A 19932-nucleotide genomic window follows, 5' to 3' on the forward strand; every position below is an offset into this window, starting at 1 on the left:
TCATTCAGGTTCTGGCAGCAGGACCCTATGTTCAAAATGAACAAAAAGACCAGGTTGAGGTTATGCGCCAGTATGCGATCTTGTTAGATCATATTAACAAAAGACCTAACCTAAAATCTTGCTGCGGCGAGGTTGAGGAAGCCGATAAAGTACAGTACAGTACAGGGCAGTCCTGTCGTAGCGGGTTGCTAGGCGCGGATGGTTGAACATTCCCTGAGGCAGTTACGGTCACTGTGACGCCGCTGATCTGTTTTCTGTGGTTGCACTACGGTCTTTGCATGATAAAATGACCGGTAGGATCCAACGGATTAGCAGGTCTTGACGGAAACCGCCGCTGTCATAGCCCCAGTCGGCCAGCCTGGCTTTCGGGTTCGGGACAAGCAGCGTCATCAGGGCGTTGTGGCTTTGTAACCCGAGGTCTGGCCACCGGTGAGGGTAAAGCCGAGAGGACGTCCCTGACTCTCACATCGGGTATGGACCTTGCTCGTAAGGCTGCCGCGTGGCCGACCAAAAGCCTCAGAATGAGCACTTCTTTTGCCCCGATGGCCTGTGAATGCGCACCGACTACCGTGCCGTCGACCCTATGCTGCCAGTTATCGGTTAGTTCTAGGTCTACAAAGGTTTGCAGCAGGGCATCCCATACGCTCTGTTCAGCCCAAGGGCGAAACCTGACATAAACGTAACTCCACTTGCTGTAGCGCTTATGCAGGTCCCGCTAAGGGCATCCCGTGCGTAGAAAATATTACATGTCATTGAGAAACAGGCGGTTGTCTCTGGCTGGACAGGCTCAACGTCCACGCTCAGGAGGCAGAAGCGGACCAATAACCGTCCATTTATGACCAGTTAGATCGCCTCGTTCCAGCCAGTTTTCTCTGCCCTTTATCCCACGGCCAGGAAGTGAATCTGATATTACCCCAGACCGATAGGTCTTTTGTCAACGTGACCTAGTCAGTGAGCTGCTCTACATCCCCCAGAACTGAGGTTCGGTAGCTTTCTATCAATCACTTAACAAAATATTGGACAAAGGTAAGTAAAAAGCAGCTTCTGAATGACGTTTTTTCGCTTACGGGACATCTTTTGCCGAGAAAGTAGCCGGTTACGCTGAGGCAAGAAAAGCAATCAGGGAAGATATGACAGACTTGAGGGAAATGCCTATTGGGCTGGTTTCACAAGGTGGCGCGTTCTAAAAACCTTTTATTTTTGAGTGTTTTTCTATGGTTCTATCCCTTCTGTCGTGATGGGGGATGGCTGCATGAAGCAGCCCGGTTTCTTTGATGTTTGAAATCTTGGTGATCCGGACACTGAAGACTCTCTCCGACGAACGGACGGAATATCTGATCAACGATCGCCTGTCTTTTATGAATTTTCGTGGTCTGGGCGGAGTTATTCTGAACCATCAATGCTTCTCCGCCGAGTTCAAGAATCAGTTAGCAAGAAATTTAATTAATGGTTCTTTGATCCCTCTACCTGATTAGCAAGCGCATGATACGCTACAGATCTTCCGGGGACTGCCGCCACCCGAATGATGACGATAGAGTATAAGGAGGGTTTGTTGCTCAATATTGGATATGATATATGTCGTAATATAAATGTCTTAATTATTTTGGAATTATTTCTATGATAGGTACTAGTACCTTGTGCAAAAAATCCATTTCAGAACTAAAAAATCATCATTTTTTTATACCGGATTACCAGCGTGGATACCGATGGGAGCAGCAGGATGTCACAAATTTATTGAATGACCTGTGGCAGTTCAGCCAGAATCAGGGTGGCCAAAGCTTTTATTGTCTACAACCTGTTGTGGTCAGGCGGCGCGTACCTGATGCACAGTCTCCCGCAGCATGGGAAGTGATTGATGGCCAACAGCGCCTGACTACCGTCCATATCATCCTGACCACGCTGGGTGTTACAGTACCCTATACGATCGAATATCAGACCCGCCCTGACAGTGCAGCATTCCTAAGCAGCATGCAGCAGGACAGGGCCGATATGAACATCGACTTTTACCACATGTTCGCTGCCAGAAGCGCGGTGGCGCAATGGCGTGATGAACACAAACACACGCCAGAAGCCTGCGCGGCCATAACCCGCATGCTGCAGGCAGCAGACGAACCCAATGCCAAGATCATCTGGTACGAAGTCGATGCGCAGGAAAACGCCATTGCCGTGTTCACCCGCCTGAACATGGGTCGGATCCCGCTGACTGATGCCGAACTGGTCAAGGCTCTGTTTTTGCGCGACAGTAATTTTCACAATAAAACGGGCGCCTTGGAACAGCAGCGCATAGCCCAGCAGTGGGATGAGATGGAACGAGTGCTGCAGGCCGATGATTTCTGGTTTTTCCTGAGCAATACCAGGCAAGAAGCCAACCGCATCGAACTGATACTGGACCTTGTGGCACGGCAGTGGAATAACGGGGGCGCCAGCACGCATGATGCGCACTTTACCTTCTTCAGCTTTGTCCAGGCACTCGAACCTGGGCCGGAATCCAGTAACGATTCACGCGCGCTGCAGGAAGCCAGCAAGGCTGACGTGCGCAGGAAGCAGGCGCACAGGCGCGAAGCGTGCTGGCAGGCAGTGCGGGCGTGCTTCCTGACCATGCAGGAATGGTACCGTGATCGCACGATCTTCCATCTGGTCGGTTTCATGGTGACCATATCGTCACCGTCGCACAAACAGGAGAAACCTGCACAACGTCAGTTTCTCGTATCCGAACTGTGGGCAGCGTATCAGAACAGTCCTTCCCGCACCACTTTCCACGCGCTATTGCGCGAAAGGACGGGATTCCGGCTGAACGGGGAGTGCCTCATGGTGGGCCGGCACAAGGTAGAGGAACTGAGCTACCGTGGAACCCGCACAGACGTGGTCAAGACCCTGTTGTTCTTCAATATTGCAACACTGCTCAATAACAGAAGCGCCAATACCCGCTTCCAGTTCGACCTTTACAACATGAATTATTGGGATGTGGAACACATCAGTCCCATGGCCGAGAGCGATAGTAACAGCCGCCTGCATGATAGTGGGAGGATGCTGCACAATAGCCAGAAATGGCTGGAATACGCATGCCGCTTTCTGAGTCCTACCCAATTGGGCGAAACCGATTTGTACAATCAGGCACAGGCCCTTAAGGATCAGGATAGCGTGGACCCGGCGGCCTTTGCTGCCCTGATCAGGGCTGTGACAGCACATTACACGGCAGGCGAAGATGACGATAACAAGGATACACTTGGCAACCTGACCCTGCTCGACCGGCACACTAACCGCAGTTATGGCGACAGTATATTTCCCATAAAGCGTTCGCGTATACTTGATCTTGATGCGACAAATACATTTGTCCCGCCATGCACTTCCAATGTATTCCTGAAATACTACAGCCCTGATACCGATGATATGATGTACTGGCGCAAAATCGACCGTGATGCCTATCAGGGGGCCATCATCGAAACCATCAAAAAATTCCTGAAAAAAAATTGCTGAAAACTGGGAAAAGGAAGGCACCAAGTTATGAGCACCAACCGGTCTCTGAGCCTGTACGACCTGCTTGGCACGCAAGATTTCATCATCCGCATCCCTGTAGCCCAGCGCGATTACGCCCAGGGCAGGAAAGGGGAAGAGTCCCGGCGGCAGAACTTTCTCCATGCCATCAAAGATGCCCTTCTGGCCGGGCAGCGCAGCCTGCCGCTTGACCTTGATTTTATTTACGGCAGCCAGGAGCAGTCCGCCGATGTTCACCCTGAGCACTCGGATGCCGGGCCTGCGGTCCATCACACATGTGGCACGTCTACGTTCTTTTCGGTGCTCGATGGCCAGCAGCGCCTGACCACGCTGTTCCTGCTGCATTGGTATCTGGCTTTAAAGGAAGGGGAGATCGCGGATTTCCGCAGTCGGTTCGCACCGCATGGTACAAGTCGCCTGACCTATCATACCCGCGAAAGCGCACGGCTGTTTTTTGATGCCATCGTGCAGCAGGACGCGCTGAGCGGACTATGGGCCGGGCTTATGACCGGCGCAGGCATGGCAGATCACATCTGCGACCAGACATGGTTCCATCTGGCATGGATGGATGACCCTACGATTGAGGGTTGCCTGACCATGCTTGATGCTTTGCATGTTGACCTTGGCCCATGTGAATCCGGTCTATACGCCCGCCTGACCGGGCGTGACGGGCAGGGCGCGCGCATTACCTTCCAGTTTCTGGATATCGGGTCGTTCAAACTCACGGATGACCTGTACATCCGCATGAACGCGCGCGGCAGGAGTCTGAGCGCGTTTGAAAACTTCAAGGCCGGGTTATGCGGGCACTTGGATGTTAACGCGCTCGGTGATGACCGGTTCACGCACCAATTGGATACACAATGGGCCGACCTGTTCTGGGGTATGGTGCGCCAGCAGGGCAGCGCGCATACGGATGAATACAACCGGCTTTATCTACGGTTTTTTATGCTTATGGCATTCTACCGCGAGTGTGATGAAACTGCAGCCTCGTCCTTTGACAGGCTATCCGGCAAAGAGCAGGCCTATATCAGGCAACTCAGGACGGCGGACGACTACAATCCGCCTACAACCCTGAAAAACTTCAGCCTGTTTGATGGTCAGACGCTGGAGCGGATCACGCGCCTGCTGGACTACTACCTGCGGTACCCGGCATTTGCCCATGCGCCCTTCAGTGGTGATGGCGCAGCAACCCTGGCTTCTGCCTTGGCGCCGCGCGCAGGGTACGAAGCACAGGCCCTGTTTTATGCACTGGTCTGTTACATCCATGCTGGGGGAGACCCAGTGGGTAATCCGCAGGCTTATCGTCGCTGGCAGCGTGTGGTGAATAATCTTGTTCATAACCATACCATTGACGATGTACCGGCTTTCATAAGGATCTGCCGCTCGCTAGGCAGGATGGCTGAACACCATGCCGACCTGTATGGTTGGATGGCTGAGGAGCCCGGCGCGAATAGTCCGCCAGACCGCACCGCCGCTGTTCCCAACCAATGGCATGAAGAATGCTGCAAGGCATGGTTGATCCACGCCTACCCGGCATGGGAGGCTGCCATCATAGTATGTGAGCAGCATGACTACCTGCGCGGCCGGATATGGGCAGTCCTGGAACAGTCCTGGCCCGAAGGCGCGCACCACCCGGACCAGGCGCAGTTTGCCCGCAACACAGCTATATTCCATGTTCTTCTGAGTCCAACAGTCCTGGCCTGCCCGCGCTACCTGCTGCAGCGCGCGTTGCTGACGCTGGGTGACTACACGGCTGGGAAGGATAATTTATGTGGCCCGAAGCAGCGCAGTTATAGTGAACGGTCACAGAATTGGCTGGGTGTTATAAATAGGCGCGATAGTAAATGGCAACGTGACCATAGTCAGAGCCAAGACTTGTTTACGAGCCTTGTGTGCGCAGTCGACTTGCTTCTCCCAATAGTACCATCTGCTATTCTGGTTCGGAATGTGAAGCGCGCACTGGCGACTATAATCCGCAAGGACATGAAAGCGATGGAAAATCGGGGGGAAACATATCATGGCTACCCGTGTCCACGGTACTGGTGGAATTTAATGATTTCATGCCCGCAGGCGTTTTCTTACTGCAGGCAGCACCGTATTGGCAGAAATTCCTGGGAACATAACAATCCTACTGGAAAAAATTATAATAACCCTGATATCTACCTGATCAGTAAAACGACTTATGGCAGCAGACATGTAGAATTACGGACCTATGTGCTCTACCAATGCCTGAAAAGACGCAGGCATATATTTGAAGCCCTTGCCAAAATCAACTATACGCCAGTCTCTGGACACGGCGTATATCCCACCCTAGATATGAAGTTTTCAGATGGCCGTACCTTCCATGTAACGTATCGACATGGACGTTTCGTGGCTGTATCAGGCCCTGGCGGGAAAGAACACATAGCATTTCCTCCCATATTACGGGGCATTCTGGAAACGTATGTACCTCCCGAATACCTTGAATCTGTAAGCGAGGTATCTTAATCGAAACAAAATTATCCAGCTTTTTGAAGAGTTACAATACAGTCCGTTCATGGAGGAGAGACATTTGTAATTCTTCACGCTGATCAGGTAATTTTGAGACGTCTGGGGTAGCAAAATTGATACTCATCAGCGCCCCCGTAATGGCCGGGTCAATGAGGTGTCCATGAATAGCGGTTCAATGAACGTGTGAAACGCGAACATAAACTTGTGAAGCATAATGATTTCCGGGATCGTTACATTAGTCGTTTGTATCGTATCTGTAGTGGATTGCGCATACGGCATTTATATTCAATGCCGCGGAGTAGGCAATCCACACATGTTATCCGTCATGCAGTGCCGGATTGTTCCATCCCTCGGAGATGATAACTGATAGACCGCTATCCGCTATAAGGAACATTTGGCCGACACTGACACCGAACCGTCTGTGGAGTGCGTCGAAGATTGCCCTGACCGAGATCATACCCCATTCAACACCAAGTGGACCTTACTAGCTCGGCTCCTGCAGTGATTGAGGAGGCCAAATGCTTCTCCTTATAAGTTTATGGGCGAGGCAACGTGGACGAATTTGAGCCAGTATCTGGCTGTGGAGATATGGACCATGCTCATGAAACTGGCGGCGAGTTGATCGTATCGGGTTGCGAGGGCGCAGTTGATTTTCAGCCGGCCGAACATGAGCTCGATACGGTAGCGCTGATTATAAAGCGTCCGCTCATACCTAGTCGTCACCCGGCGATTTGATCGGCGCCTGGATGTTGCATTTCGCAAGGTCCGTCCTGATGTCGCAGGACAGCATCGTCCGCTCCGGCAGACACGTACCGTGCGACACGCCTGGCAACACCAACAAGCACACAGGCTAAGGGGTAGAACCTCCTGCATGTATCGGACCACATGGCGTGTCGTGACAGACGTTACCACTTTACTTCAACGATTCCTTCAGTGCCGCATTATCCAACGTGGCATCAGCCAAAAGACGTTTCAGGCGGTTGTTTTCATCTTCCAGCGCCTTTAGTCGATACCCCAAGGATACCATAGCGGGTCTTTTATTTTTAAAATGTCGGGTCAGTGCTCCCATATTTACGGCAAAGATCCGAGACCTTCAGTCTATCCTCCTATTTCTTCAGAACCCCTATGATCTGTTTTTCCGTAAAGCAGCTGCTGCATTTCATTCGTCCGTATCCTTCTTGATTGGACTCTACTTTTAAATGGCTACATTCTCGGGGGGTACGTCAGTGGAAGCGACAGGCTGTCGAAGACCAGAAGACAGGACCAAAAGAGCCCCAATTAACGGTCCTTTCCGAGACGGACGAGAAGTGATGATCGGGGTGTTTCGGCGCCATACATTGGTTCCACTGAATGACTGCCTTTCTCTCCTGCAGGCCAGCATTCCCCATCTGACACGCTCGGCTCTGCATTGTTGTTTTCAGCCTCACGAGATCTCACGGCTGCCGGGCATTAAGGGAGACAAGCCCCAAACGCCAGCGCTTCAAACGCTATCCCATTGGCCTTTTTCATATCGATATTGCCGAGGTCCAGACTGCTGAAGGCAAGCTGTAACTCTTAGTTGCCATCGATCAGACAAGTAAATTTTCTGTCACACAACTGGTCGGGACAGCCGACCTGAAGACGGTCTGGAAATTTGTCGAACATCGTCTGACAAAACCCAATCATCCTTGGACGAAAGGTCAGGTGGAACAGATGAGCCAGACAATCAAGGAAGCAGCCGTCAAACGTTTCCATTACGACAGCCATGAGCAATTGAGGACACACCTCAACGACTTCATGGCGGCCTATAACTTTGGGCGAAGGCTCAATGCCCTCACACCTTAAGAATATATTTGTAAAATCTGGACTCCAGAGCCCGAAAGATTCAATATTAATCCAGTCTATCAAATCCTACGACTAAATACCTTAGGCCTGCTCCTACCTCCCATTCGTTCTCATAAAGCAATTCTAGGTCACAAGCTGTTCAGGATCTCATCATATGAGGCTATCGAATGCTGCCAGAACGGCTCTGGCGCTGTCTGTCCAGGGGATGGGTTTGAAGCGGGAGCGGACCTGTTCCGTCCATTCGCCGAGGGCGGGCTGGTTTGAGATGGTGTCGTGGATGAGGCGGTAGGCGTCGTTGGTGTCGCATGGATTGAAATAGTGGGCGAGGCTGCCGCCGGCCTCGGGGATGGACGTCGTGGATGAGGCCACGCAGGGGCGCCCCATGCTAAGACTTTCCGTCACGGGTAGACCCCAGCCTTCGAAGAAAGAAGGAAAGACGGTGAAGCTGCAATCGGCGTAGAGGCGGCGTAGCTCGGCGTCGGTGGGGTTCTGGATGAAGCGGATCTTACCGTTGAGCCAGCCGGCATTTTCCAGCTGCTGCATGAGATCGGAGACGAGCCAACCCTTCCGGCCTGCGAAGACGAGAGTGGGAACCTGGTCTTCGGGTAGGTCTTCGAGGAGTCTGCGCCAGACGCGGAAGAGCAGAGCGTGGTTTTTCCTTGCCTCGATGGTGGAGACGAACAGGACGTAAGGCCCGTTCATGAGGGGCTCGTTGGCGACGTGCATGTCGGCGAGGCCGAAGCCCGTGCCAAGCGGAATGGGCTGGACGGTGATGGAGGTGCCGATGTCCAGTTCTGTCAGGTAGGACTGCACGTCTGCAGCCGTGGCTTTGCTGATGGCAAAAATGGTGTCTGCCAAGGGTAGGATGTTCTCATGCCATTCCGTGTAGGCAAGGATCAGGTCCCGGTTGCACCATTCAGGGCAGCGGACCGGCACGAGATCATACATTAGTAGGCCATAGGTCATACGCAGGTCATCGCGCAGCCAGCGGATGGTATGGATGTAGTTCCTGTGGTGCCATGGCGCGCCAAGAGTCAGGAACACGTCACCCGGGCGTGCAAGTTCTTCAAGCTTCCGGCCGGACGAGAGAATGACCATGGGGCTGATTAAATCAGTTTGTTTCAGATGCCGCCGCCGACTTGCCCATGCGACCTGTTTTTTGTGCCAAGCGTGCTGCTGGCGGCGGATATGACGTTCGGCAGCGCGTGCGCTGAGCTTCAAGATGGAGGCCGGAAGCTGCAGTGTGTGGTCGAGAACTGTTTTCTGAAGTCGGAGGGCCTGCTGCAATCCTGCCACATCGTGAAGGTGGTCAAGGTCCGCGAAGGAGAGGTCCGCACGCGCGGGACGGGCCTCTGGTTTCGCAGGGGCGAGACGTGAGAGGCTGTCCTGTTTTGCGTCTTTTTGTGACGGGCGCGGTTGGGTCTGGGTGGTGACGTTCTGAAACATGTTCTGAACGAAAGACCATTCTATGATCCGCAGGTCACGGTCGTTCTCACCCCTGTGAACAAACCGGATTCCATCGCCGCCCAGTTCATCAAGCGCGTTCGAAAGTTCGTAAACGACGCGCTGAATGCCGCTGGGTCGGTTGTGGTGGGTTAGATAGGTGAGCAGATCGTCGATATCGAGCCAGAGTGTCATGGGTCTTTACTGTTGTCGCACTTAGGGAAAGGGGAGCGTGCGCGGCTACCGACACGCAGGCAAGGTGGGTAGGGGCGGCGTCGTCGGTCAGGTCATGTCGAATGCTGCCAGAACGGCTCTGGCGCTGTCTGTCCAGGGGATGGGTTTGAAGCGGGAGCGGACCTGTTCCGTCCATTCGCCGAGGGCGGGCTGGTTTGAGATGGTGTCGTGGATGAGGCGGTAGGCGTCGTTGGTGTCGCATGGATTGAAATAGTGGGCGAGGCTGCCGCCGGCCTCGGGGATGGACGTCGTGGATGAGGCCACGCAGGGGCGCCCCATGCTAAGACTTTCCGTCACGGGTAGACCCCAGCCTTCGAAGAAAGAAGGAAAGACGGTGAAGCTGCAATCGGCGTAGGGCTGCGCTGATCTCGACCACGACGCGCTGGTTGCCGCTGGGCCTCCTAGATGGAACAGTAGATCGTCAAGGATCATGATGTTCTTTCACTTAGGTAAGCCGTGTGGCAGGCATCCAGGACGGCGTCGGCCGTGCGCTCCCAAGGGACGGGCTGGAACTGTGTGCGGACCTCTTCCTGCCAGCGGGCCAGTCCCTCGCGGTCCGTGATGGTGTCGCTGACTACGCGATAGGCGGCGTCGATGTCTTCCGGGTCGAAGTAGCGCGTTAGGTGGCCTCCTGCCTCTGGAATGGAGGTGGAATTCGAGGCGATGCAGGGTTTGCCGCTCACGAGGCTTTCCGTTACGGGCAGGCCCCAGCCTTCATACAGGGAGGGGAACAGCGTAAAGAGGCAGCCCTCGTAAAGGTGGAACAGTTCCTCATCGGTCGGATTGTTCAGGAGGCGGATTTTGCCGCGAAGCCATTCGGTGTTTTCAAGCTGCTGCATGAGGTCGGAGACCAGCCAGCCGACACGGCCGGCAAAAACCAGCGTCGGGATCTCGTCACGCGGCAGGTCGGTCACCAGACGGCGCCAGATTCGGAAAGCCAGCAGATGGTTTTTCCGTGCCTCGATGGTGGAGACGAACAACACATAGCTTCCCGGAACGGGCAGCCCCCTGGGGCGCTCGTCCTGAACGCAGCGCGGTGGCCCGAAACCGCTGCCGATGGGAATGGTCTGGACCGGGGCGTGCAGCTTAAGGCGATACCGGTGGGCATAGTCTTCCACGCTTCGTGCGGTAGCATTGCTGATGGCCAGCAGGCGGCCGCACTGAGGCAAGGTAGTGTCGAGCCAGTGGCGGAAATCCCGGATCAAGGATAGGGCGCACCACTCTGGACGCACTGCCGGAATCAGATCGTAAAGCAGCAGGACGGGCTGGATGCCATAGATCTGTCGCATCCGCGCCAGACGTTCCCCGAAATCCGGTTCGGACCAAGCGGCCCCCAGAATCAGGAAAATGTCCCCGCGTTGCGGTGCGCTGACGGAGAACGGAGCCGGATCGGGGGCAACGGAAGCGGGCTGTGGCGCCGTCGTGGGGGAGGCGAGGGCCGTGGAGCGGCGCAGGCGTGAGCGTGCATAGCGGCGCAGGAGCTGAAGCGCGCGGAGCTGGTTGACGGCAATATTCAGCAGAGGGCGGGCCAGTTCGGGAGGGAGGCTCTCTAGCCGCCGGATCACACCATGGCGCAACCGCTCGATCAGGGCGCGGGGCGACTGTGCGGTGGAAGACGCAGGTGTGGCGTCGGGTATGATTTTTTCATCCGTCCGGACTGCGAACAAGGCGTCCAGATCTGCGAAGGAGACGGGTGTAAGGAGGTCGCCGTCCAACTGCCCGCGACGGGCTAGAACGATGCGGCCGATCCCCGGTATGGAGGCGGCCTGCTGGCGGATGACGCGAAGAATTTCAAAAACGAGACGCTGGATTCCGCTGGGGCGGGCGTTTTTCTCGAAGTACTGGAAGATATCTTCGACGTCGATCCAAATTGTATAATCTGCGCTCATGCGTCCGGAGTAGCCTCGGGCTGACCGACGAGAGCGTCGGTCTGTCAAACGGTGTAGGGCGTTCTGTAGAATAAAGGCCACTTCCGGAGCAAGCAATCTTGGGCTTTAATTGAAGCACGGAAGCTGTGAGAGCGGGGAGATGTTATATTTGTTGCTGAAAATTTCCGTTTTCTGAACCTGCACTTATGACAACTATTTGCTATTTCAAACAGATCGCCTGTGATTAAAAAACCAGCAGGCAAAAAACCTGCAAACGGGACTGCACGAAACTGCAGAAAAAATGTTAGTCTCGCATAAACCGTGCTTATTGACCTCCGTTTTTTATCCAATTTCTGAGAAACCGTTCCGCTATGCCGATTTCGACCGAGAGTGCTGCTGACATCGTCCGGCTATTTCGTACAGGTCTTGGAAGAAGACCAGAGCCCGCGGCTCTCGCCAATTTTGCTTCCCTGTTGGAAGATGGAGCAACGTTCTATGACGTGGCTCATATCATCGCTGGATCGCCAGAATTCCGTCAGCTTCACGGTGACGAAGACATCTGTGACGCCCGATATGTATCTTTCCTGTACCATAACGGATTGGATCGGACGCCTGATCCGCAGGGAGAAGCCGGCCTTATGGCGGCCCCGAACCGGGGCGATGGGCTGGTGATCGTTGCTGGATCAGAAGAGGCGCGTGCACGGACCGATCTCTATGCGCTGCTTTATCCGGAAGGTGCGTCGCCGCAGGACGACATGGCCTACAAAGCGTGGCTGCTGCGTTATGACCGGTTGTCCCCGACCGAGCGGCTGGCTATCGGACGCCATATCGATCAAGGGATGCCTTCGCGCCCAACGTTTTCCCTGATGCTACAGGTCGGCAATCACCGACTTGACCTTCTGGAGGAAACGATCGCTTCCCTGGAGGCGCAGATCTATACCGACTGGACGCTGATCGTGGTTTATCCCGAGAATCTGCGGCCAGGTATTCGCACGCATCTCAGAGAGATTATGCGACGTGTGCCCGGACTGGTCGGTGTGGAAGTTTCTTCCCATCAAGGTGTTGAAGGTCGCTGGCGGAGCGCACTGGCGGCTGCGGTAGGTAGTTTTTGTGCCTTTATGGAGCCTGGGGACCAGCTCTCCCGAACGGCGCTTTACGAATTTGCGGTCGCTATCGCCAATCGGCCTGATCTGGTGCTTCTGTATTGTGACGAGGATCGTCTGGGCAGTGACGGGCAGCGCTGTCACCCGTCTTTCAAGACGGGGTGGAGCCGGGACCTCGCCTATGCAGGAGATGTGATCGGGCAGCTTGCCGTATTTAGCCGGGCGCGGATCATGGCGGTTGGGGGAATCCGTGACGAGGGCGGCAGCTTTGCGCGGTATGACTTGTTGCTGCGCGTGACGGAGGGGGTGCCGGCGGTCTGTATCCGACATCTGCCTCGGCTTCTGTTCCATCGTGGACGGACGCCGGGTCTGCCGCTCATGTTCCCGTTGGTGCGTGCTACGCAGCAGCATCCTGAGATGCGGGACGTGGTCCTTCAGCATTTTCGGGAAAGCCACCCAGACCTTGATCTTAAGGATGTCTATATCGGTGGCAATGTCTGGCCGAGGATCGTCTATCCTGCGAACGGCACACCGTTGGTCTCGATCATCATCCCGACCAAGGACAAGTTCAGGCTGCTTGAGCGTTGTGTTTCCAGTCTTCTGAACCTGACCGGATATCAGAATTTCGAGGTGCTGATTGCCGATAATGGCAGTACGAACCCGGAGATGCTTGATCTTCTGCGGCGTATGGGACGTGATCCGCGACTGACGGTGCTGCGGCTTGCCACGCCCTTCAACTGGTCTACCCTCAACAATAGGATGGCCCGTCAAGCGAAGGGCGACATGCTGCTCTTCCTCAATGACGATACCGAAGTCCTTGAGGAAGGCTGGCTGACGGAGATGGTGTCACTGGCGCAGCAACCCAGTGTCGGCGTGGTAGGGGCTCGGCTCTCTTACCCCGACGGTACTTTGCAGCACGGGGGCGTTGTTCTGACGGAACACGGGCCAAAGCATATCCTGCGCAGCGCGGCGGAGGATAACCCCGGTTATCTTGGTCAACTTGTTCTGACACGGGATCTCATGGCCGTGACGGGAGCATGCATGCTTGTCCCCCGTCCGGTTTTCGAGCAGATCGGCGGTTTTGACGAGACATTCCCCCTGACATGCAATGACATTGATTTCTGTCTGCGCGCCCGGGAGGCCGGGTTGCGGGTCGTCTGGACGCCGCACGCAACGCTGATGCACGAGGATGGCGGTACGCGCGGCCGGGATGGGACGGCGCGTAACCTGTTCAATGCTTGCGTGGATGTCGGGCGGCTGCTGGAACGATGGGAGCAGATCATGCTCGATGATCCGTTCCTGAATGCCAATCTCGAGGCAACGGATTACACCTTGCAACTGGCCACCCCACCCCGTGCACCCAAGCCCTGGCGGCGGCGTGGTCGCGGTCATAAGGCATCCACGCGTACCGTGCTGTCCTGAAGGGTTTTCCCGTTTTGTTTGCGGGCATCTCTCTTGAGTTGATCCGTTCTGACCTGAAAAGATCAAAGATGTTCTGTCCTGCTATTTCCGTTTTCCGTTCCGTTGTGGAGTATCCTGGCCTGTGAGTGATGTGACAGTGCGTCAGTGCGCCATTCTGGTGGGAGGGCTTGGTACGCGTCTGGGCGCATTGACTCGCGCCCTGCCTAAGCCGCTCATGACCTGTGGCGACCGGCCATTTCTGGCGTGGCTGATGCGGGAAATGCAGCGTTTTGGCGTAGAGGATTTTGTCCTGCTGGCAGGACATCTCTCGGCCGAGATCGAGCAGGCCGTGGAACAGATCCGGTCTTTTCTGCCGAAGCCGGCGAAGATCACGATCAGCGTGGAGCCGTTCCGCGCGGGAACGGGGGGCGCGCTGTATCATGCCCGCGCGCATCTTCATGACCGTTTCCTACTTTGTAACGGGGATTCCCTGTTTTCCTGCAACCTGTCGCGGTTCCTGTCGGGTGCGCGGCGGGGGAACTGGATGCTGCTGCGCGCAGTCGAGGATCTGGACCGGTATGGGGAAGTCCGTCTGGCAGAAGATGGCGAACATGTTGCGTCCTTTCATCCTAAAGCCGAGCAGCCGGGGCTGTCGGGGCTGATAAACAGCGGGATCTATCTATTGGATCACACGGTCTTCGATCATCTGATGGCGGACTGTTCGCTGGAGCAGGATATTCTGCCCGCGCTGGCAGCGGGTGGAGAGTTGCGTGGTATGGAACTGACGGGATATTTCCGGGATATCGGCCTGCCGGACGATCTTGCCGCGGCAGGACAGGAACTGCCTGCAGTGCTGCGGCGTCCGGCCGTGTTTCTGGACCGGGACGGTGTCATTAATCGTGACCATGGCTGGGTCGGGACGCGGGAGCGTTTCGAGTGGGAGCCGGGTGTTCTGGACACCATCAGTCGGATAACGGAGAGCGGGCATCATGTCTTCATCGTCACCAACCAGTCTGGCGTGGCGCGTGGACTTTATTCCGAGCACGATCTTCAATCCCTGATGGAGTGGGTGATCGGGACGGTACGCGTTCATGGGGGGACGATCGACGACTGGCGGTACTGCCCCATCCATCCCGAGGCCGTGGTGGAGCGGTATCGGGGGACCAGTCCTGACCGCAAGCCTGAACCGGGCATGATCCTTGACCTGTTGCGGCGGTGGGAGCTTGATCCGGAGCGCTGCGTGATGTTCGGAGACCAGCCCTCCGACATGCAGGCTGCCAGTGCGGCAGGTCTCGAAGGCGTTCGTGTGGGCCCCTCCGGTCTGGCTGACCTGATTTCCGAAAGAGAGGCGTTCCTGTGAACAGCGATCCTCATACACGCTCGTCCCACACACGCCCGATTGCTGGGACACGGAGTGCCGTTCGCGCACGAGTGCCGCTCCGTCTGGGGCTGGCTGGGGGCGGGACGGATCTCAGCCCGTACTGTGACGATTTCGGCGGGGCCGTCCTGAACACGACCATCGACCGGTATGCTTATGCCTTCATCGAGCGATCGGCAGACGGGAATGTCCATTTCATTGCCCCCGATGTGGGCATCGATGAAGCGTTTGACCCGCGTGACATCAATGGCACCATCCCGGTCCATGCGAAGCTCAGGCTTCATGCCGGGGTTCTGGCCGGGATCAGCCGTCGTTTCTCAGTACAGGTTGAGCCATGGCGCATCACGTCTTTCGTGGATGCACCTCCCGGATCAGGGCTCGGGTCGTCCTCTGCGCTGGTCGTCGCTCTGGTGGAGGCTTTTGTAAGCCTGCTCCAGCTTCCGCTGGGCCCTTACGATGTGGCGCACTTGGCTTATGAGATCGAGCGGATCGATCTGGGGCTTCAGGGGGGCAAGCAGGATCAGTATGCCGGAACGTTTGGTGGAACGAACTTCATCGAGTTCCTGGCCCAGAACCAGGTGATCGTTAACCCGCTGCGGCTGTCCAGTCGCATCCGCAATGAGGTTGAGATGTCTCTGGTCATCGCCTTTACGGGCGTGTCGCGGGCCTCCGCCGACATCATTGCCGAGCAGCGCAGTGGTCTGCTCAAGGTTACGGAAGAGACCATGCGCAACATGCATCGCCTCAAACAGGACGCGCACGATATGAAGAATGCTCTTCTGCGCGGGGAAGTGGCGTATATGGCCGAGATCCTGAACCGGTCGTGGGAAGCGAAAAAAAATACGGCGCGGGGCATCTCCAATCCATTGATCGAAAAGCTCTATGGGCAGGCGATGGCGGATGGCGCGATCGGTGGGAAGGTCTCGGGCGCCGGTGGTGGGGGGTTCATGATGTTCCTTGTGCCGCCTGAGCGTCGGGTGCAGGTAATCCGCGGCCTGAATGGTGCGGGCGCGCAGGCTGGTGGCGTACATCTCGTGACGGAAGGAGCCGAAACATGGCTGAGCTGAAGCCGGTGACTGATGACAGCCCGTTCGCAGACGGCATGAGATGGGACGACGGGGAACGGTCCGCGGGGAAAGAGCATCTGCCCATCAGGGAGCCTGCGGTCGAAAAGCATGTGCGTGTGCTCATCGAGAATCAGCTGGAGCAGGCCATGGGGCGTGTCTTCCAGGTGGAGGAGCGGAGCCGTCATCTGGAACGTCTGTTCGCACGGGAGCCGGTTTCGGAGCATGATGTCCAGTCTCTGACCCGCAACAATGCGGAACTGCGCAACCAGCTTCAGCAGCTCCAGTCGGAGCATCGGCTGCTGCTTCAGTCCACCGCATGGCGTGTCGGGCGCAGGCTGCGGGATCTGGCGCAGCGCCATCCGGTCTTTGCCCGTCATGCACGCCGGGCTGCCAAGCTCGCATACTGGACCCTCACGCTGCGTCTGTGGTCGCGGATCCAGGTTCGACGGGGTGCCAGAAAAGGCATTGCCCTTCTTGCACAGTCGCCGTTGTTCGATGCGGCCTGGTATTGCAGGCGTTACGCGGCAATGTTACCGCCGGGGACTGATCCGGTCGCACATTATTACTGGACAGGCGCAGCGCAGGGACTGGATCCGCATCCGCTGTTCAGCAGCAGCTGGTATACTGCTGCGTTGCCGGTTGAGGCGGCGATCAATCCGCTTGTCCATTACATTACCCATCAGGGACGCAACCCACCCGATCCGCATCCCCTATTCGACACGGGCTTCTATCTGAAGCAGGTCGGAAAGATAGAGCTTGGACGCACACCGCTGGAAGATTTTCTGGCGCGTCCGTCCGGATCTGCGATCAGGCCGAATGCTGTTTTTGATCCTGTGGCCTATGCCGAGGAATATGCCACCAGCCTGAAAGACGGGACCAATCCGCTGGCGCACTATGCCGCGGAAGGGGAAGCCGACGGGTTCTGGCCGCATCCGCTGTTTGATCCGGCCTGGTACACGGCGCGCCACCCGGCTGCCGTAGAGTTCGGAGCACTTGCGCATTATCTGCGGGAAAAAAAATGCGCAAAGGGCGTGGTTTGTTCCGAACATATGGCGCAGCTGGGTGACAGTACGCTCTCTCTGCCGTTTGCGCTATCCTTCCCGGAGGAACGTGCTCCGGAAGTTTCGATCATCATTCCAGTCTATGGTCATTATTACGATACCTGGCGCTGTCTGGCATCTGTAATGCTGCTGACGCGGAAAGTGCCGTATGAGGTCATTATTGCGGATGATCGTCCGTCTCGGCCGATTGCTTCCCTTTTGGGAGCGAAGGGTGCGGTACAGATCATCAATACTGAGAATCTCGGTTTTCTCGGTAACAGCAATACCGCCGCGCGACGAGCGCGAGGTCGCGAACTGATGTTTTTGAATAATGATACGACTGTCGGGGACAACTGGCTGGCCCCGATGCTGTCGCTCATGAAAGCCGATCCCTGTGTGGGCGTCGTGGGCTGCAAGCTTCTGAACGGCGATGGCACAGTGCAGGAGGCGGGTGGCATCATTTATGGAACTGGCTGGGGTGATCCGTTCGGGAAGAATGACCGTGCAGATCGTGGCTGCTACAATTACGTCCGTGAAGTGGATGTGGTGACTGGAGCCTGTTTCCTTGTCCGTCGCCACTTGTTCGAGAAATTGGGCGGATTTGACGGTCGTTATGCTCCGGCCTTCTACGAAGAGTTTGATCTTGCCACCAGTATCCGGGATGCGGGATACCGGGTCGTATATCAGCCTGCGAGCTGTGTCCGTCATCATGGTAGCGCCTCCTATGGCACGGAGATGCGCGACAGGCAGACGCTGAAGAACCATGCGACCTTCTGTCGCAAGTGGCAGACGCTCCTGGCGACTCAACCCGCGCCTGACACGTCCAGATTCCTGAGTCGCGAACGGCCGTCTCCGCGGGGCATTATCCTTGTCATTGATGACAAGGTGCCGGAATACGACAAACATGCCGGTGCAGTTACGTTGTTCCAGTACCTGCGCCTCATGCGGGAACTGGGGCTGCGGGTAATCTATGCCCCGCAGGACGGTAAGCCGCTGGAGCCTTACACATCTGCTCTCCAGCAGCTTGGAGTTGAGGTCCTTCATGCGCCGGACCGACTGGACCGCTGGCTGCAGGCCTATGGGCTTTACGTCGATTTCATCTGGACGGCGCGCCCGGATGTGACATTCCCGATCCTATCGCAACTTCGGCGTCATACCGGTGCGCCAATTCTGTATTACACTCATGACCTGCATTATCTGCGGGAGATGCGGCGTTACGAATTGGAGGGCAGCATCTGGGCCCTTCAGGAATCTCAGCGGCTCAAGCCGATGGAACTGAAGATCTTCGATGTTGTCGATCATGTCCTGACACCGAGCGCGGAAGAAAAGCTCGATATCCTCCGGGAGGTGCCGCATGCAAATGTCACGGTCGTGCCGCCGTATCTGTTTGGCAATACGGATCTGACAGACGCGCCGGCTGATTTTGCAAGCCGCAGAGATCTGATCTTCGTCGGCGGGTTCGACCACACACCCAACGTGGACGCTGCGGTCTGGCTCGGTCAGGAGATCATGCCGCTGGTCTGGGAGAAGCATCCGGACAGCACGTTGTGGATCGTGGGGAACGTGCCGCCGCCGAATGTACAGGCTCTGGCGTCGGAGCGGGTGCAGGTGACGGGATTTGTGCCAGAACTGGAGCCTTATTTTGAAAAGGCGCGCGTTTCGGTCAATCCGCTGCGTTACGGGGCGGGCGTCAAGGGCAAGATCGTTACATCATTGCAGGCGGGTATTCCGGTTGTCACCACCACCTGCGGTAATGAGGGCATCCAGCTTGAGGATGGGAAAGAAGCACTGATTGCCGATAAGCCCGAGGATATCGCGCAGGCAGTTATCCGTCTCTTGGATGACGAAACTCTGTGTCGGACGCTGATCCGCTCCGGAGCGGAGGTGGTGCGAACGCGCTTTTCCGCCAGTCGGGCGCGTGAGATCCTGCGGAACATTCTGGGAGATGCATTGTGTCCGGTCTGTGGCAGCCGCCCGCGGCAAGCCCGTTACGCAAAAGCTGACTGGCGCTTGGGACTGCACTGTACGAATTGTGGGGTGGATAATCTTGGAGCCGGTGTGGCGCAAATTGTGGTGACGCCGTGGCATCGAGAGCGGATCAACACGATGCGTGATGCGCTTCCATACTTGCAAGATCTGCGGATTCACGAATTCGGCAGGGGCGACGCGTTTCGCGCCGCGCTATCGGGGCTGGACGGATATACCTGTTCTGACAAGCCTATTGACCGGCTGCTTTATGAAGATGGCCTGATCGATCTATTCCTCAATCCCGAGGACCAAGTACAGGATCTGCCGACACTGCATCGTATTCTGAAGCCGGGTGGCAAATATATCTGCGCAGTTCTCAAGCGGGCGAATGAGAAGATAGAGTCTCTGAGGAAAATTGGCTTTCAGGTGACAATTTATAACGTCGATATGTATGACAGCGATGAGACTTCTCTGCAGATCATTGAGGCCCTCCGGGATTGAGACGGGCTTCTTAAAAAGGCCATGAAAATAAGCTTGGGCAAGCCGCTATGTTCAGTATTAAAACCAGAAAGAGCAGCTTGCTTCGGATGATAAAATCATGCACAGAAAAGCAGATAGGCC

Annotated in this window: 12 protein-coding genes and 2 pseudogenes; 9 read left to right on the forward strand and 5 right to left on the reverse strand. The window is 56.1% G+C overall.

Features of this window, described 5'->3' with window-relative positions:
• The 4 genes and pseudogenes from GCE01_RS17030 to GCE01_RS15545 all read left to right on the forward strand — a co-directional run.
• Nucleotides 1-206, forward strand: a 206-nt coding sequence (locus tag GCE01_RS17030) for a hypothetical protein (RefSeq protein ID WP_211516789.1), incomplete at its 5' end; no start/stop codon positions are given.
• 1065 nt (nucleotides 207-1271) lie between these two features.
• Nucleotides 1272-1475: pseudogene (locus GCE01_RS17370) on the forward strand (transposase); the annotation flags it as partial.
• A gap of 142 nt (nucleotides 1476-1617) precedes the next feature.
• Complete coding sequence (locus GCE01_RS15540) at nucleotides 1618-3477, forward strand: DUF262 domain-containing protein (protein WP_099213574.1); 1860 nt, start codon at nucleotides 1618-1620, stop codon at nucleotides 3475-3477.
• A gap of 27 nt (nucleotides 3478-3504) precedes the next feature.
• Nucleotides 3505-5982: a DUF262 domain-containing protein gene (locus GCE01_RS15545; protein ID WP_099213575.1), complete on the forward strand. Its 2478-nt coding sequence runs from the start codon at nucleotides 3505-3507 to the stop codon at nucleotides 5980-5982.
• A 531-nt stretch (nucleotides 5983-6513) separates the two neighbouring features.
• On the opposite strand, the gene GCE01_RS16900 is transcribed toward GCE01_RS15545, so the two are convergent.
• Nucleotides 6514-6858 carry a transposase gene (locus GCE01_RS16900; protein WP_244591275.1) on the reverse strand — a complete coding sequence of 115 codons (345 nt, stop codon included), beginning with the start codon at nucleotides 6856-6858 and terminating at the stop codon, nucleotides 6514-6516.
• 40 nt (nucleotides 6859-6898) lie between these two features.
• Nucleotides 6899-7054, reverse strand: a complete 156-nt coding sequence (locus GCE01_RS17460) for a hypothetical protein (RefSeq protein ID WP_167386181.1) — start codon at nucleotides 7052-7054, stop codon at nucleotides 6899-6901.
• A gap of 134 nt (nucleotides 7055-7188) precedes the next feature.
• Between GCE01_RS17460 and GCE01_RS15555 the strand changes: the two are divergent.
• Nucleotides 7189-8073: pseudogene (locus GCE01_RS15555) on the forward strand (integrase core domain-containing protein); the annotation flags it as partial.
• Here GCE01_RS15555 and GCE01_RS15560 read toward each other — a convergent pair.
• The 3 genes from GCE01_RS15560 to GCE01_RS15570 all read right to left on the reverse strand — a co-directional run bounded on the left by GCE01_RS15560 (nucleotide 7960) and on the right by GCE01_RS15570 (nucleotide 11375).
• On the reverse strand, nucleotides 7960-9447 hold the full coding sequence (locus tag GCE01_RS15560) for a glycosyltransferase family 4 protein (RefSeq protein ID WP_099213577.1): 1488 nt from the start codon (nucleotides 9445-9447) through the stop codon (nucleotides 7960-7962). The pseudogene GCE01_RS15555 and the gene GCE01_RS15560 overlap by 114 nt on opposite strands.
• A gap of 87 nt (nucleotides 9448-9534) precedes the next feature.
• Nucleotides 9535-9918, reverse strand: coding sequence for a glycosyltransferase (locus GCE01_RS15565; RefSeq protein ID WP_099213578.1), 384 nt, complete (start codon nucleotides 9916-9918; stop codon nucleotides 9535-9537).
• Nucleotides 9915-11375 carry a glycosyltransferase family 4 protein gene (locus GCE01_RS15570; RefSeq protein ID WP_099213579.1) on the reverse strand — a complete coding sequence of 487 codons (1461 nt, stop codon included), beginning with the start codon at nucleotides 11373-11375 and terminating at the stop codon, nucleotides 9915-9917. The genes GCE01_RS15565 and GCE01_RS15570 overlap by 4 nt, the downstream gene beginning before the upstream one ends.
• Nucleotides 11376-11725: 350 nt before the next feature.
• On the opposite strand from GCE01_RS15570, the gene GCE01_RS15575 reads away from it, so the two are divergent.
• The 4 genes from GCE01_RS15575 to GCE01_RS15590 all read left to right on the forward strand — a co-directional run bounded on the left by GCE01_RS15575 (nucleotide 11726) and on the right by GCE01_RS15590 (nucleotide 19812).
• A complete protein-coding gene (locus GCE01_RS15575) occupies nucleotides 11726-13879 on the forward strand; it encodes a glycosyltransferase (RefSeq protein ID WP_099213580.1) in 2154 nt (717 codons plus the stop codon).
• A 121-nt stretch (nucleotides 13880-14000) separates the two neighbouring features.
• Nucleotides 14001-15218 carry an HAD-IIIA family hydrolase gene (locus GCE01_RS17265; RefSeq protein ID WP_099213581.1) on the forward strand — a complete coding sequence of 406 codons (1218 nt, stop codon included), beginning with the start codon at nucleotides 14001-14003 and terminating at the stop codon, nucleotides 15216-15218.
• Nucleotides 15215-16303 carry a GHMP family kinase ATP-binding protein gene (locus tag GCE01_RS15585; RefSeq protein ID WP_099213582.1) on the forward strand — a complete coding sequence of 363 codons (1089 nt, stop codon included), beginning with the start codon at nucleotides 15215-15217 and terminating at the stop codon, nucleotides 16301-16303. Before GCE01_RS17265 ends, GCE01_RS15585 begins: the two co-directional genes overlap by 4 nt.
• Complete coding sequence (locus GCE01_RS15590) at nucleotides 16291-19812, forward strand: glycosyltransferase (protein WP_099213583.1); 3522 nt, start codon at nucleotides 16291-16293, stop codon at nucleotides 19810-19812. Before GCE01_RS15585 ends, GCE01_RS15590 begins: the two co-directional genes overlap by 13 nt.
• Nucleotides 19813-19932: the final 120 nt, after the last annotated feature.

Source organism: Gluconobacter cerinus, from assembly GCF_002723935.1.
Lineage (GTDB): Bacteria > Pseudomonadota > Alphaproteobacteria > Acetobacterales > Acetobacteraceae > Gluconobacter > Gluconobacter cerinus.